The sequence below is a fragment of the Sinobaca sp. SA16-1 genome, from assembly GCF_059510515.1.
Genome location: NZ_JCAKFL010000003.1, coordinates 670,482 through 685,186 on the forward strand (window position 1 = coordinate 670,482; position 14,705 = coordinate 685,186).

The following is a 14,705-nucleotide window of genomic DNA, read 5'->3' on the forward strand; positions in this document are numbered from 1 at the left end:
GGCCGTTATGGCATTTGGAATATCGAAACAAGAATTGGCTGACTGGAAAAACAGCGCTGCTTCAGGCGAAATTGCGCTTTTAACCCATTACTGGTACGACCCGCGTTATCCGCAGTTTCATACGGTAACAAAAGCCGCCTGCGGGGACCATGATAAACTGCTGGAGTGGGGAGCTCAGTTCGGCTTTCAGCCTCACTGGATTCACTACCGCGAAGAATACTCCCACTTCGATATACGCGGTCCTAAACAGGTGGAAGTGCTGGAAGCCTGCGGGCGTTCCAAAGACATCACCCGCTTCCGTCTTCCTTCCAGCAAGGTTTAAAGATGAATGAAATAAGGAAAATAGGATAAAAAGAAAGGGGACTACTATGATAATCACACAGCAGCATATTATAAACGAGCTCGAAGTTCACCCATCTGTGCAGGCCGCAGAGGAAATTACCCACCGGAAAGAATTTATGAAAAACTACCTGCTTCAGGCGGGAGCAAAAGGCTTTGTTCTGGGTATTTCCGGAGGGCAGGACTCAACGCTTGCCGGCAAAATTGCCCAGATGGCGGTTGATGAGCTGAACGAAACCGGAGAAGGCTACGAATTTATAGCGCTCCGCCTGCCGTACGGCGTCCAGCATGATGAAGAGGACGCCCAGCTGGCCCTTTCTTTTATTAATCCTTCCCGGACGATTACCGTCAATATTCAAAAAGCAGTGGATGCATCGGAAAGTGATTTTGTAGAAGGCACCGGAGAAAAGATGACGGATTTTAATAAAGGAAACACGAAAGCACGCGAGCGCATGAAAGTTCATTATGATATCGCGGCCCATTATCAACTGCTTGTGATCGGAACCGATCATGCTGCAGAAGCCATTACCGGTTTCTATACAAAACACGGCGACGGCGCGTGTGACATCGCACCGCTGTTCGGTCTGAACAAGCGTCAGGGCAAAGAGATGCTTAGGGAGCTGGGAGCACCGGCAGAAACGTTTGAAAAAGTACCAACGGCTGACCTGGAGTCTGACAAGCCCGGCCTCTCGGATGAAGAAGCGCTCGGCCTGACCTACGACCAGATTGACGACTTTCTGGAAGGCAAAGAAATAGAAACTGAAGCTTCGGAGAAATTAATCGAATATTTTACAAAAACGAGACACAAACGAACCGAGCCGGTTACCTTTCATGACCACTGGTGGAAAGAATAGCAGACACTTCGTGAGGCAGGTGCTTATGCCGTACGGTTTTTTAGAAACTTACGCTTCTTCTTAAAAGGAGAGGCATACATACAGTTGCGTTCTATGTCTATTCGTGATACTTTTCTATCATTATCTACCGCGTATTCGTGACATACTTAAATAGAGACAAAGGAGCAGGAGAGTTCATGCCAATTAGAGTGCCCGACCATTTACCGGCTAAGGATATTCTTACAAAAGAAGATATTTTTATCATGAACGAAAGCAGAGCCTACAACCAGGACATCCGTCCCTTGAATATACTCATTTTAAATTTAATGCCGCTGAAAAAAGCGACAGAAACCCAGATTCTTCGTATGCTCGGGAACACGCCGCTGCAGCTGAATGTGTCTTTTCTTCATCCTGACACCCATTCGTCCAAAAACACCCCGCATGAGCATCTGGCTGCTTTTTATAAAACAATCGATGAAGTCAGCGGCAGAAAGTTTGACGGCATGATTATTACCGGGGCACCGGTGGAAAAGCTGCCGTTTGAAGAGGTGGATTACTGGGAGGAAATGACTGATATTTTGGAATGGAGCCGGTCGCATGTGACGTCCACGCTGCATATCTGCTGGGGCGCCCAGGCCGGCCTGTATCACCATTTCGGTATTCCAAAACACCCAATGGAAAAGAAAAAATTCGGCGTGTACGAGCATACGGTGCAGATGCCGGAAGAAAAGCTGCTGCGCGGCTTTGATGAAGTGTTCTGGGCTCCGCATTCACGCTATACGGAAACCCGGCGCGAAGATGTGGAAAAAGTAGACGCGCTCGATATCTTGTCCGAGTCCGGTGACGCCGGCCTGTATCTGCTCGCGACCAAAGACCGCAAGCAGATCTTTATGACCGGCCACGGCGAATACGACCGCGAAACGCTCCGCGAGGAATTCGAGCGGGACAGCCGCCGCGGCATTTCCACGGCGCTTCCGGAAAATTATTTTCCGAAAGGCAATCACCTGCTCAATCCGCCGATGCGCTGGCGGGCCCATTCGAACCTGCTGTTTACGAACTGGCTGAACTATTACGTGTATCAGGAAACACCATTTGATTTGACCTAAAAATAACAAGAGCGTGAAGCTCTATAGAAAAGGGCTGAAAAAGAAGGTGATACATGTGGATGCGTTAGATATTGTTATGCAGAAAGAAAAAGTCGTAGCCCATTTTCAACCGATTGTCAGCGCCGATACCCTGGAAATTACCGGGTATGAAGTGATGGGACGGTTCCATGAAAACGACACCGAAAGCATGAGCCTGCGCGCTTTTTTCCAGGATCACACCATTCCGGATGAGTACCGCCAGGAGGTCGAGGACCATATTCATGACCAGGCATTGAACGCCTACCTGGAAGAGGGACGCGACGAAGTCCTGTTTTTAAATGTAGATGTGAATCTGCTCGTGCAGGACGGCGGCGAAAGCTTTGTCGAACGGTTGAAGGAATTTCAGGAAAAAGGACTGACTTTCGACAAAATCGTGCTCGAGCTTAAGGAACACCATTTTATTGGAGACCAGTCACAGCTCAAGCATTTCGTGCAGTATGTGCAGAGCCTCGGCATAAAAGTGGCACTCGATGACGTTGGGAAAAACACAACCAATCTGGACCAGATTGCCTACCTGATGCCCAATATTATTAAAGTTGATTTAGCCTTTACGGAGGAAAATTCCATTCCGAGTATGTTCCGGGATGTACTGCATTCGTTATCGATGCTGTCGAGGAAAATCGGCTCCTCACTTTTATTCGAGGAAGTAAACGGCTTTAACCAGCTCAACTATGCCTGGAGAAACGGTGCGCGCTACTTTCAGGGCGATTACCTGCGCAGGCCGAGAAATACGTTCAGTGAAAAGCAGATCCTGACTGAAGCGCTCCGCAAAGATTTTCATCATTTTATTACGCTTGAGCGTAAAAAGATGGAAGCCCAGATTGAATTAATGACGTCGATGAACAAACGGCTGGGAGCGGTTCTGAAAAAGGAAGGCCAGTGGACCGATGTGGACGCTCTTACAATGAATATTGCGAACGCGCTGGAGGATATCTCCTTTCGGGTCTATATCTGCGACCACGAGGGCTTCCAGAAGTCAGGAAACGCCTTAAAGGAAACCGAGGGCTGGACATATCATCCGGAAGGAAGGAACCGCAACTGGAGCTGGCGTCCGTATTTTCTGGAAAACATCGTCCGCATGAATTTTGAAAAACGCGGTATTTTATCCGACCTGTATTCAGATATTCATCAGAACGAGATGATCCGGACGTATTCGCATCCGCTTACCGATGACATGTACGTGTTTATTGATATTCCGTACGAGTATTTATTTGAAAAAGACCATTTAATTTAGGGGCCTCCTGCAGGCCTCTTTTTTTAGAATATACGCGAAAGCGTTTGCTGTCAGACTGCAGCAGGAACAGCAGTCTGTAGAAAGGAGTTCTGGTTGTATGAAAATGCCCTCCGTCCAGGATGTGCTGCTTTCCAGGGAGGAAACAGAAACGTTCTGGATCCGCCATCAATTTGTAAAAGAGCCGCTTCTCGATGTTAAGCGCCGGCTGATCGAGTGGACCGATCCGGACACGCACCATGCACTCGACGGCATTGAAGAAAAATGGCGTGCCGGCCGCCGGACGATTTTATGCTGCGGCGTGTTTTCGGCAGGCAAGTCGACGTTCATTAACCGATTGATCGGCGAAGCCCATCTGCCGTCCCATCCGATTCCAACAAGCGCCAACGTCGTCCATTTCCAAAAAGGAGAGCCCGGCATTACGCTCGTGCACGAAGATGGGCGTCCGGATACCGTATATTCGGATCTGAACGCCTGGGATGCAAACTGGTTTCAGCAGGGAGCCGATGTGAAAGAAGTGTACCTGCAGGACGCCGGCACGAAGCTTCCCGCCGGCGTGGAGCTGATTGATACACCCGGGATTGATTCAACGATCGAAGCCCACCAGCTTGCCGCCGAGTCGCGGCTGCCGGAAGCCGATATCGTCTGTTATGTGATGGACTACCAGCAGGTGGAATCCGAGGAGAACATTGCTTTTTTAAGCAAGCTGAACCATATGGGCATCCGGCCGTTTTTAGTTGTGAACCAGGCTGATAAACATAATCCGGCCCAGGGAACGATCGAAGCGTTCCGGGAGCGGATGGAAGCATCGTTTCAAAAACGGGATATCCGCTATGACGACGTGTGCTTTATTTCATCGCGTTTTCCCGAACTGACCCCGGCGGAATGGGACAAGCTGATGCAGTACTTATTTTCGTCCGCCGTGCCGGCCGAAGTCCAGGTATCACAAACCGCCGCAAAAAGTCTCTACCGGGTGATGGCAGACGTGGCCCGGCAGAACGAAAAGCAGCAGCATCCGCCAAAGGATATTCACCGGGACCTTGATGCATATGCGAGCCTGAACGATCTGCACGACGTGCAGCAGCAGGCCGCGCAGAAGCAGAAGGACATGGCGGAATGGCAGGATACGATGGAAAAAAGAATGTTCGCCACGGTGGATTTAGTATTTACAAATGCCAAACTGACGCCGTATCATACCCGCAATGCCGCAAGAGACTACCTGGAATCGCGGCAGACAGCCTACCGCATCAAAGGACTGTTCGGGAAAAATAAAACCCGGCGCTCGCGTGAAGAAAGGCTGGAAGCGCTGAAAAGCAGCCTTACAGAAAACGCCCGCAACTATATCGATATCCCGCTGCGCGAACAAATGACAAGCCTGTTGGCCTCGTACCGCGTTGAGGATCAGAATCTGCAGCGAAAGCTCCTCGACATGAGCATTACTATCGATGACGAATTAATCGGGAAGGCCGAGCGCTCTGGAGCCGCTTTTACCCAGGGGTATGTGCTCAGCTTCAGCCGCTGGCTTACCGAAGAAATCAAGCGGGTCTACAAGCAGCAGTTGATTCACCTGCTGCCGCAAATCAAAACGCTGCTCGCCGCCGAGCAGAAAAAAGAAGCTGCCCGCCTGGAAAGCCGGCGCGCCCGAACTGCAACGCTGTTGGAAGAGGCATCTGCCTGGCAGGAGCGCCAGGAACAGTGGATGGCAACGGTTAGCGAGTGGATGCATGCATTTCGGGAGGCGGCTGTCCCCTTTGAACCTGCAGCATCGTCCGTGTCCGGTGTGTACCGGATAGAAGCTGCCGTGGCCCGCCAGCAGCTGTCGTTTCCGATCCGGGAATGGTATGAGCGACATGGAAGCACTCAAAAAGAACAGCCGCCCCGCGAAGAGGCGCCGCATGAACTGCGGGAGGCCGCGGATGTGATGAGAGGCTTCCGGGCACTTGAAGCGACGGCTGCTTCACTGGAAAGCAAAGCAGAACGCCTTGAGCAGGCCGCGTACCGGGTCGCTTTGTTTGGGGCGTTCAGCTCCGGCAAAACAACATTTGCCAATGCGCTTATCGGCGATCCGCTGCTGCCTGTATCGTCACACCCGACGACGGCGTTTGTAACAACGATTCGCCCGGGCGCCCCGGAAACACACGGCACGGTATCGGTTGTGTATAAAACCGAAGCACGGGTGATTGAAGAAATGAACGAGCTTTTGTTTCAAACGAACACGTCTGTCGGCTCTATGGATGAATGGGCCGTTTTGAAAACCGAACGCAGTGAAAAGCTTGCCGAACAAATAGAAAAGCAGGAAAAACAAAAGCTAAAAGATGATAAAGAAAGCAGTAAAGAGGAATGGATTGATCCGCTGCTATTACTGGATGATGAAGAGAAGAACCGTCTTGATGAATACGAAGCCTCATTTCGAAACTATGAAGACAGGCAGGGTACGCGGACGCCTATGAAGCTCGAAGCGTTCCAGCAGCTGACCGGCAATGCAGAAGAAGCGATGATGATTGACCGGGCCGACGTGGATGCTGCCGGTGTTTTTACGTCCAAAGGCTATACGCTCACCGACACGCCCGGCGTTCACAGTATTTATAAGCGCCATACGCTGTTGGCATTTGAAGAAATGAAAAAAGCCGATGCGATCTTTTTTGCAACGTATTACAATCATGCTTTTTCACGCGCCGATGTGATGTTTCTCACGCAGCTCGGCCGCCTAACGCAGTATTTCTCCTATAATAAAATCTTTTTCCTTGTGAATGCAGCTGACCTGGCAGAAGACACGGAGGAGCTGGAGAGTGTCATTCATTATGTTAAACGGGAGCTCGAGTCCTTTGGGCTGGAGAATCCGCCGGTATATCCGGTGTCGAGCCTGCAGGCCGGAGGAGAAAACCGTGCGGTCTCCGGGATGGATAACTTTATGGAGGCCTTTGAGCAGTTTTCCTACGAGCAGCTGCAGGGGCTTGTGCTGGAAGAAGGACGGGGCGAAATTCGCCAGGCCATCCGCACTTTGGACGACATCATTGAAACAGCGGCGCTGGACGCGTCCCTTCAGCAGGAAAAAAAGCAGCAGCGCCTCTATTCTCTTACGGAAGCTGAAAAACAGCTGCAGACGTATTCCTTTGCGCTCGAACTCGATATGATGCACCGGGAGATGGAAGAGCTGCTTTTTTATGTAAAGCAGCGCGTGTTTTACCGCTATTATGACTTGTTTAAAGACTATTTTACCCCATATGCATTTCAAAAAGAACGCTCCTTTGCCGAGCAGATGAAGCGGCAGGCCAATGGTCTCGTGCAGGAAGTGTTTTTAGAATTTGATAAAGAACTGCAGGCGACGGGCTACCGGATGGAACAATATATGAAAGAGCGCAGCCGCCGCACGGCGGACACCCTGGCCGGGCACATTCCTGAGTCGATGCTGTGTGCCTTTCACTGGGAGGTGCCGGCATTTGACAGCTTCATCTCCAACGACATGCCGCCGTCCGACCAGATGTCATTTTCCTTTTTCAGCCGCTATACGTCCTACAGCGCGTTTTTTATGGATCAGCAGATCAAACCATTTAAAGACGAGCTGGAAGAGGAGCTGCGTCCGCCGGCAGATGAAATGCTGGAAAAAGAGTGGGAGAGGATGCGCGCTCACTTCACCGGACAGTGGGAGGCATGGTGGGTGGATTTCACCGCCGGATGGAAGCAAAGTATCAATACCAGTCGTAGGATGGAGGAAGCGGCAGAAATTACGTATACGATAAAGGATGTAGTACAGGCACGGGACCAACTGCGGGAACGATTTGGATAATAGGTGGAATTAATGCATGTTTTTTGTTATACTATAGTTTAATGGCATTAAGACATAAACACACATTTCTCATATTATAAAGGAGGATGTATGGAAAACGTACAAAAGTACAATATTTTCCTGGATGATGTGAGACCTTGTCCAAGCGGGTATATTCTAGTAGAAACGGTAGCGGAATGTATTGCCATGATCCGATCCAAAAAAATGGTATCTCACTTATCACTGGATCACGACTTAGGAATTTACGCAAAGAACGGATTTGAAGTCGTGCTGCACTTACTGGAACATAAGATTTTTCCTGACTGCATTACGATTCACTCAGCCAATGCCGTAGGCGGCAAACGAATGTACGACCGGTTAGTCGAAGCAAAACGGAGCGGGCATGTCCCTTCCTACGTGAAAATTTTTCACCAACCCTTACCGATAGGCTTCGCATTGTAATAGTATATGTGTTTAATAAAGAGGCTTCCTAACGGGAGCCTCTTTTCTTGCTTTCCGCCCGTCCTGAATCTACAATAATCAGTAGAACAAAGGAGGCACGGCTCATGCATACGATCAGATTAACCGAAAGAGCGGAACAGGCAATGCAGGTACTGCCCAACAGCAGCAATCCGGCCTTTCGTCTGGAATCAAAGCTTACCGGCGGCTGACAAGGGATTCGGGAGTATTCCCTGGTTCCGGTGGAATCAGCTGATGACGCATATACCGTAACAACCGACGAAGACACGTTTGAAGCTATTAAGCCGTCGCCGGTGCTGGACAATCATCCTTCCCTCGGATGGATGCTCAAAAACAGCAGCGAAACGATAGCTTATGCAATAAAGGTAAAAAAAGAGGATCATCCGGTTTAAACCGTAGAAAAAATCCCTTATACTAAAGGGTAGAAAAGGAGAGATACTATGAATATTACCGATCAGGCAAAAGAATTTATTCACGGCGTGATGAAAGAACACAGTGCCGCCAACATCCGCGTTGTCTTTTCAGGCATGGGCTGAGGAGGCCCTAAATTGGGTCTGGCTCTGGATGAGCCAGCACAAGATGATGAAAGACGGGAAATCAACGGCATTGACGTAGCCATTGAGAAGCAGGTATTACCACACGTCGAAAATATCACATTGGACGTACAAACCAATAGTGACGGGCAGTCCGGCCTTGTTATGGACGGCGGATCTGACAGCGATTGCTGTTAATATGTATAAAAATCCAGTGCTTTTTCTCTTCGGAGAAAGTACTGGATTTTTGCTTTTGGTCACGGATTGGTCACAGAAATTTTTCTTTGTTTAATTGCTTGGCATTTTCATAGGATTGAACAGCTGCTTGTTGGGTGTCTGGTAACACGTGGCCATAGATATCCATTGTCACGGTAATGGAAGAATGGCCGGCACGTTCTTGTATTGCTTTTATATTTACACCCAGAGCAAGTAACGTACTAATATGCGTATGTCGGAAATCATGGAAGCGTAAAGGGGAGAGGGAATGCTTTTTGATGATTGTTCTTAAACAGCGACCTAACCACCCTGGACTGATCGGGGATCCGTCCTGTTGCGTACATAGTAAATCATACTCTTTAAATATTTCTCTATTTTTTAAGCGCCACTCGTTTTGCTTTGCCCGGTGCTGCTTCAGTTCTTTTACGGTATCGGTATCTAATCGTATATCTCGTCGAGAAGTAGCTGTCTTCACACCTTCAAAGAAGAATACTTCGGAAGATTCGTAATAAAGAGAATGACGAACACGGATAATATGATTATCTAAATCAATATCATTCCAACGGAGCCCCAGTATCTCCGAGCGCCTCATACCGGTATTAATTGCCAAAACAAAAGCAATAGCTGTATCGGGGTAGGTATCTTTCATAATTCGGATAAAGGAACGACATTCTTCCATGGTCCAAATACTATAATCACGTTTTTTTACTTTTGGTCGATCTACAAAATCCAATACATTAGATGTGACCAGTTTTTGTTTGAGTGCATGATTAATTACACGATTTAAAAGTGATAGAAGAGTGTGGACATACTGAGCAGAAAACTCCTCTAACATATCATCCCGAAATGTCTCTAAATGATGAGATTGTATTTTAAGTAATGGGATCCGGCCAATAGCCGGGATGATTCTCTTTCTGATTTTAGAAGCAGCTGCCGTATAGATGCTGCGAGCAACTTTATTTTTGTATTGAGAGAGCCAATGTTCCATATACTCATTAAAGAGCCGTTGCTTTTTTAACGTAGTTTTATGAACATCCGGCGAAGTAACCATTTCCTCATATGCTTTCTGTGCTTCTTTTTTGGTCTTAAAGCCGCCTACTTTTTTTGCCTTCGTTTGCTGGTAGCTGGATCAGGCTCCAATTTAAACACATAGATCCAGCCTTTTCCACGCTTTTGAAAAGATGCCACCTCATTCACCTCCTAGTAATGGGAAATACATTTCTGTTCAAACATTTCTAAACGCTGAGAGGCAAACCTCTTGGTCACACCATACTTTGTTTACCACATGTAAAACAGCTCGTTCTTTACAAAAAAGCAAGGTTCCTTATAAAAGTATATGAATTATGTAGTATAGATAATAAGGTGCTACTAATTATAGAAAGGGAATGTATGTTCTGTTTATGAGTTTAAGAAAAGCCCTAAAGAATAGGGCTTATTTAATAATTGTCTTGCAAACTGCCAAATGCTTTTGTTTCTACTTCAGCTATATTTTCTATTAGATCATATGGTACGTATTGATCTGTTATTTCAAATCCTGTTTTCTGTCCATTTTTTAAAGTTGAGTCATTAGATGTAGTAGCAAATCCTAAGACATCGCCGTTTTCATCCTTAAAGATGCTATATATAGTCGTATGATAAATTTCTGTACCAGAATCATTAACGACTTCTCCTAATACTTCCATAGTAGGTACGCCATCTTGGTCTGTTCCAGTTTGATAGTTAGTATTTTCCACGGTTAATTCCTCATCATAAGATTCAGCGTATTCCGGAGTAATAAGAAGCTCTGCATCCGTAATAGTGTCTTTTTCTGACGTATTGAAATCCCAAAGACTAACGTACGCCGTATCGCCGAGAGCTATAATTTCTGGATAAGTGAAGATTCCGGCATTCGTAACCTTAGCAACACCGCCATTATCGTCATACCAAGTAATACTTAAGTTCGATGCGTTTAGTGAATCATCGCCCTCATTTGTTATTTCGGCATAATAGTTTAATGTAGGGATATGTCCATCTTCCCAGATATACACTTTTTCGCTTGCTACAGATATATCATCTAAATTAGACGTCTCCTCGTATTCAAAATCAGCAAGGGAAACAAAATCCTCTGGAGGTTCTACTTCTTCAAGAGAGACGCCTCCGCCTAAATTGCCAAGGACTCCAATAATACTAAAGAAGTAAAACAAACTTGCTGTAACCATCTTCCACTTGGTACCACTCCTAAATCTCGGTAAGCGTTGATACCATTTTTTTCTTTTATTCTGTGTAGAAAGTCCCTACTTTTGTTTATGACTATTATAACAACTATAGTGAATAATTTGTACATAAAAATAGCCTCTTTATAGAAGAGACTAGGATTATTTTTGTTTTCGATCCCGCGATTCCAGGAGTCTTATTTTCATTTCAGCAATTTCCCTTGGGCTTTGTGCTGCGATTTTATTTAAATCATAGGCCGCGAAATTCATGTTTTGCATTCTATGTTCAATCATAAAGGTACGTAGATCAACGAGAGCGTCATAGTTGAACGTATCTGCATCTGGAGAGATATAATCTTCTACATATTCTTTTTTAGGAGTGATGGTCATTTTGGTTCTGAGACGCTCCAAGCTGTTCAGTCTTTCCAACGTAAGCATGGAATTTCTAATCCTAACAGTAATCATTATGGGGTTCCAGGACCACAAACGATGAAAGCACTGGATCAAGCAGCTGCCAAGCCTTCTTATGTTGGTAAAAGAGTAAAGCCCACTTAATTTTTATAATAGGAAGACGTGGAGCAATCCAATTGGAACTGTGAGAAAAGGCTTTGGTTTCCCTACGATCGTGGCCAAACATAAAGTAGGCAAAGGTGAACAGTACGAAGTGAAGAACAGTACGAAGTGAAGAACAGCAACGGACAAACCTTCTATATTACGGCTTCTTCTAAATATGTAAGGGTGGTGAGATAATGGCGCAGAAAACAGATAGTAAAAAGCAAAGCTTTATCCGTTATCTCATTCAAGGATTACCGCTGTTGCTTATCATTTTAAAAGTGGAGTTCGATATCGTAGTAGCACAACATTAGATAGACCTTGTGATCTTATCCATTCCGGCTGTCTGGGGTATTTGGGATAATCACTTCACCACAGACGAATCACAGAAAGACCTGGACGCATTAAAACAGGCTGGACGCTATAAGTAATGAATAAGCATCTACCTCCGGGCGGGTGCTTTTTTTGTTTACATATAAAAAGAGAGGGGAATTCTCTTTTTATAGAAATAGTACGATAACCAAACAGAGGAGGTTTTATGAAATGGAAGAATTAGAATTCGATACCACTTATGTTACGGAAGACGAAGAGGGAAACATTATTGATATTTTTATTCTGACTGGTAGTACGAAAAATACAGATAGATATGAATACATTGTAGAAGGCGCAAGGTATGATGAATCTAAAGAAAAGTGGGTAAAATACTCAGGCACAGCCGTTAGTCAATATGTAAAAGCAAATCGAATTGCTACAGATCAAGAAATAGATATAAAAAATAATGCGGAAAGTCAATCACCATAATAAAAAGAGAGGAGTGGCCCTCTCTACATAGCTTGTATATCTTTAAGTGTATCGAACTTAATATAACAAATTGCTTCATCATTCCTCACATGAAACTGTTTATCCATCATGTTAATGTAAACACATTCCCCAGTGAAAGTTATAAAGTGTCCACCCTCCCAGAAAGTAAACTCCAAAGAGATTCTGTGCTCGAGCGCTTCATGCAGCAACAACTCTAACTCATCCCATTTGTGACATTAAACGAAGTATTTGGCTGAATAGGTTCATAAATGTTAGATGGACTATGATCTACTCACTGAGATTGCAAGGGTACCGTGTAAGTTGTATGATAGTAATTACTGTGTACAGTGAGAGTATGAGATGTTGATTTTTTAGTGAGTACGCAGAGTTAATGATAAATGATGGTGAATAAAGTGAAAAGGAACAGATTGAATTTTCGTAAAATTGTTCTATATTTGTTATTAGGTGCTGTATATTTGTTTATGATAGGTATTGGCGGTTATTTACTATTTGGGTTTGGGTCCCTTATGTATGATTTAATAGTAAAGGAAGTTGCCGCTGTCAACATATCGCAGGTGAGGTTTATGATGGTTATTGTAATACTATTAGGGTTGCAGACTACATATACAGGAGTAGTAAGATTAAACTATTGGTCCAAAGTATATAGAAAAGACTACTCTTACTACAAAGAATAAGTCTAATTATCCACAGTTTTTGCCAATGTCTTCAATAAAATAACCAAAGAAGATATTGCAAATCCAGGCAGTGAATTAACCCAGCTTCTTAGTAATGACGAAACAAAATGAGATGAAACCGGGTAATGGCTGCTTATATTGATAAACAGATTATTAGCTTTTTACCATGCTTAGTTACAGAATGGTGATACGCTGTACATTTAGGAGGTACTATGAAGGGACAATCAAGGGCATCAGAGAGACGGGCTAAAGAAGTCGAAGCTATTACCCTGCACAATCGAGAGGCATTAATAGATGCCATTAAAAGTTTAGAAGTGCTGAAAGATTTACTGATAGAAGAAGGATTAACTACCGAAGAGAGTTTTAATAAGCGCAAAGAGGAAGCGGATGTATCGATAGACAAGTATCTTAAATAATGAAAACACTCTCAAAAGGGAGTGTTTTTTAATTTCATTTCTTTCCTTTATTGATAATCAAGCCGATAAGAAAACGTATAACATTAGCAGTTGTAGTATTTTTATTTATCTTATACATTTTTTTCATGATATAAAGCTGGATGTAATTCATTAACGGGAAAGGTCCATAGTGTTTCTACTAAAAACATGTTAATAATAGATTTCCCTTTTTTTATTCGGGAATAGGGTAAACAGTATCATATTCTAAGGAGGGTCATTAACATGTTTGGAAGAGTCGTGCTTTTGGATGGAAGTTATAAAGATATTGTACTGCCGGAAGGTAAAACGGGCGAAGCGGATCAGGAAGAGATAAGAAGTCAATTAATGAAGAATGGCGGGACCTATCAAGTGCTGGGCAGTAGTGGTGAGCATGCTGAATTCAGCTCAGACGAGGTCATTAATGTTACGTTTCACGAAAGTAAAGGAGGAGCGTAATGGAATTCAGCAATGAAGTAATCGATTTCTTTGTCAAAAAATGCCTGGATGAAAACATGAACGAATGGAATGAACTACTGGATTGGGCGGAGATCGAAGGTCTGTCCATGGTAGAACTGAACAGCTTCATGGAATTCATTCGAGACCAGGGTATGGCCATAGAAACGGATGGACCATCAAGAGAAAATGAGAGGGTGCTCATGGTAAAAGATGACCTGCAGATTAGAACCATGGCACAGGAAGATAAATAGGGACAGGCACTCTCATATCGAGAGTGCTTTTTGTTAGGCCAAATTCAAAGTTTCCTGTTCTTCTTTTTCGGCTGCCGCTTCTTCTTCCGCCGATTCTGTATCTTCTACAGGCTCATCCTCCGGGGTTTGTTCACCCCCACAGGCGGCGAGAATGAACACTGCGCCGCAGAACATAGATGGTAACCAGTATTTTTTCATCGTGTCTCTCCTCATTTTTAAAAAAGTAAGTCCTTCGCACATCTTTAGTGTAATAAATTGGTAAAGATTTGAAAACAACAAAAAAGCTGTGCTGGCATCAGCACAACCTGTATCAGGCCTCTTTTGGGAATAGCTTTAACGTTAAGTCGAGACGGTGGCTTCCGTCTGCTTCTGCGGTGTGACGGGCTGCGTGTATCGCCAGAAAAGATGACTTCGGGATAGGCTGGATATCTTCACCGTTATGTATCGAGAAGCCGGCTTCTTTCACGGCCCGAGCGAGATCCCGGTCAATATTGTAAACAAGCAGTGGCTTCAGCTGGGCGGAATCACAGGCACGGTAGTGGTTCTCAAGCCGGCTGCAAAAGTCGGTGAGTTCCTGCTTATCATCAAACTGCAGGGTAAGACCGGTAAGTGTCGTAGGATCAGAAGGCGCCAGGTAATGAAGCTTTCTATTTTGGCTTGCATGAATTTTGTCAAATAAGTCTTTATACAAATAGTTTGCCAGTTCGGCTCGGTCAATCAGGCTGCTCATAAGAATTCTCCTTCGTATAAACATATTTTTGGAAATTATATCATTATTCGT

At 45.1% G+C, this 14,705-nt stretch carries 18 protein-coding genes and 1 pseudogene; 13 read left to right on the forward strand and 6 right to left on the reverse strand.

Going from position 1 to position 14,705, the window contains the following annotated elements; genetic code table 11:
• Positions 1-7 precede the first annotated feature (7 nt).
• The 8 genes from AC5W2J_RS11380 to AC5W2J_RS11415 all read left to right on the forward strand — a co-directional run bounded on the left by AC5W2J_RS11380 (position 8) and on the right by AC5W2J_RS11415 (position 8,525).
• Positions 8-322 carry a hypothetical protein gene (locus AC5W2J_RS11380; protein WP_496059568.1) on the forward strand — a complete coding sequence of 105 codons (315 nt, stop codon included), beginning with the start codon at positions 8-10 and terminating at the stop codon, positions 320-322.
• Between the two features lie 46 nt (positions 323-368).
• Positions 369-1,193 carry an NAD(+) synthase gene (gene nadE, locus AC5W2J_RS11385; RefSeq protein WP_496059569.1) on the forward strand — a complete coding sequence of 275 codons (825 nt, stop codon included), beginning with the start codon at positions 369-371 and terminating at the stop codon, positions 1,191-1,193.
• 176 nt (positions 1,194-1,369) lie between these two features.
• Positions 1,370-2,278: a homoserine O-acetyltransferase MetA gene (gene metA / locus AC5W2J_RS11390; protein WP_496059570.1), complete on the forward strand. Its 909-nt coding sequence runs from the start codon at positions 1,370-1,372 to the stop codon at positions 2,276-2,278.
• A gap of 55 nt (positions 2,279-2,333) precedes the next feature.
• Positions 2,334-3,551 carry an EAL domain-containing protein gene (locus AC5W2J_RS11395; RefSeq protein WP_496059571.1) on the forward strand — a complete coding sequence of 406 codons (1,218 nt, stop codon included), beginning with the start codon at positions 2,334-2,336 and terminating at the stop codon, positions 3,549-3,551.
• Positions 3,552-3,648: 97 nt separating this feature from the next.
• Positions 3,649-7,335, forward strand: coding sequence for a dynamin family protein (locus tag AC5W2J_RS11400; RefSeq protein ID WP_496059572.1), 3,687 nt, complete (start codon positions 3,649-3,651; stop codon positions 7,333-7,335).
• A gap of 90 nt (positions 7,336-7,425) precedes the next feature.
• Positions 7,426-7,776, forward strand: coding sequence for a cyclic-phosphate processing receiver domain-containing protein (locus tag AC5W2J_RS11405; RefSeq protein ID WP_496059573.1), 351 nt, complete (start codon positions 7,426-7,428; stop codon positions 7,774-7,776).
• A gap of 239 nt (positions 7,777-8,015) precedes the next feature.
• Entirely contained in the window at positions 8,016-8,186 is a 171-nt protein-coding gene (locus AC5W2J_RS11410; RefSeq protein WP_496059574.1) for a hypothetical protein, read from the forward strand.
• A gap of 48 nt (positions 8,187-8,234) precedes the next feature.
• Positions 8,235-8,525 carry an iron-sulfur cluster biosynthesis family protein gene (locus tag AC5W2J_RS11415; RefSeq protein WP_496059575.1) on the forward strand — a complete coding sequence of 97 codons (291 nt, stop codon included), beginning with the start codon at positions 8,235-8,237 and terminating at the stop codon, positions 8,523-8,525.
• Positions 8,526-8,595: 70 nt separating this feature from the next.
• On the opposite strand, the gene AC5W2J_RS11420 is transcribed toward AC5W2J_RS11415, so the two are convergent.
• The 3 genes from AC5W2J_RS11420 to AC5W2J_RS11430 form a co-directional block, all read right to left on the reverse strand.
• Positions 8,596-9,594: a tyrosine-type recombinase/integrase gene (locus tag AC5W2J_RS11420; RefSeq protein ID WP_496059576.1), complete on the reverse strand. Its 999-nt coding sequence runs from the start codon at positions 9,592-9,594 to the stop codon at positions 8,596-8,598.
• A 385-nt stretch (positions 9,595-9,979) separates the two neighbouring features.
• Positions 9,980-10,741, reverse strand: a complete 762-nt coding sequence (locus tag AC5W2J_RS11425) for an FxLYD domain-containing protein (protein ID WP_496059577.1) — start codon at positions 10,739-10,741, stop codon at positions 9,980-9,982.
• A 156-nt stretch (positions 10,742-10,897) separates the two neighbouring features.
• Complete coding sequence (locus tag AC5W2J_RS11430) at positions 10,898-11,173, reverse strand: hypothetical protein (RefSeq protein ID WP_496059578.1); 276 nt, start codon at positions 11,171-11,173, stop codon at positions 10,898-10,900.
• Here AC5W2J_RS11430 and AC5W2J_RS11435 point away from each other — a divergent pair.
• Positions 11,099-11,290 (forward strand): peptidoglycan-binding domain-containing protein, encoded by a 192-nt coding sequence (locus AC5W2J_RS11435; RefSeq protein ID WP_496059666.1) that lies wholly within the window; start codon positions 11,099-11,101, stop codon positions 11,288-11,290. The genes AC5W2J_RS11430 and AC5W2J_RS11435 overlap by 75 nt on opposite strands.
• 540 nt (positions 11,291-11,830) lie before the next feature.
• Positions 11,831-12,088, forward strand: a complete 258-nt coding sequence (locus AC5W2J_RS11440) for a hypothetical protein (RefSeq protein ID WP_496059579.1) — start codon at positions 11,831-11,833, stop codon at positions 12,086-12,088.
• Positions 12,089-12,111: 23 nt separating this feature from the next.
• Here AC5W2J_RS11440 and AC5W2J_RS11445 read toward each other — a convergent pair.
• Positions 12,112-12,306 (reverse strand): annotated as a pseudogene (locus tag AC5W2J_RS11445) (YolD-like family protein); the annotation flags it as partial.
• 689 nt (positions 12,307-12,995) lie between these two features.
• Between AC5W2J_RS11445 and AC5W2J_RS11450 the strand changes: the two are divergent.
• The 3 genes from AC5W2J_RS11450 to AC5W2J_RS11460 all read left to right on the forward strand — a co-directional run bounded on the left by AC5W2J_RS11450 (position 12,996) and on the right by AC5W2J_RS11460 (position 13,924).
• Entirely contained in the window at positions 12,996-13,199 is a 204-nt protein-coding gene (locus tag AC5W2J_RS11450) for a hypothetical protein (RefSeq protein WP_496059580.1), read from the forward strand.
• Positions 13,200-13,460: 261 nt separating this feature from the next.
• Positions 13,461-13,673 (forward strand): hypothetical protein, encoded by a 213-nt coding sequence (locus AC5W2J_RS11455; protein WP_496059581.1) that lies wholly within the window; start codon positions 13,461-13,463, stop codon positions 13,671-13,673.
• The gene (locus AC5W2J_RS11460) at positions 13,673-13,924 is read left to right on the forward strand and encodes a hypothetical protein (protein ID WP_496059582.1); all 252 of its coding nucleotides are present in this window, start codon (positions 13,673-13,675) and stop codon (positions 13,922-13,924) included. Before AC5W2J_RS11455 ends, AC5W2J_RS11460 begins: the two co-directional genes overlap by 1 nt.
• Before the next feature lie 33 nt (positions 13,925-13,957).
• On the opposite strand, the gene AC5W2J_RS11465 is transcribed toward AC5W2J_RS11460, so the two are convergent.
• Together AC5W2J_RS11465 and AC5W2J_RS11470 are read right to left on the reverse strand one after the other, a co-directional pair.
• On the reverse strand, positions 13,958-14,122 hold the full coding sequence (locus AC5W2J_RS11465; protein ID WP_496059583.1) for a hypothetical protein: 165 nt from the start codon (positions 14,120-14,122) through the stop codon (positions 13,958-13,960).
• A gap of 112 nt (positions 14,123-14,234) precedes the next feature.
• Entirely contained in the window at positions 14,235-14,654 is a 420-nt protein-coding gene (locus AC5W2J_RS11470; RefSeq protein WP_496059584.1) for a hypothetical protein, read from the reverse strand.
• Positions 14,655-14,705 lie beyond the last annotated feature (51 nt).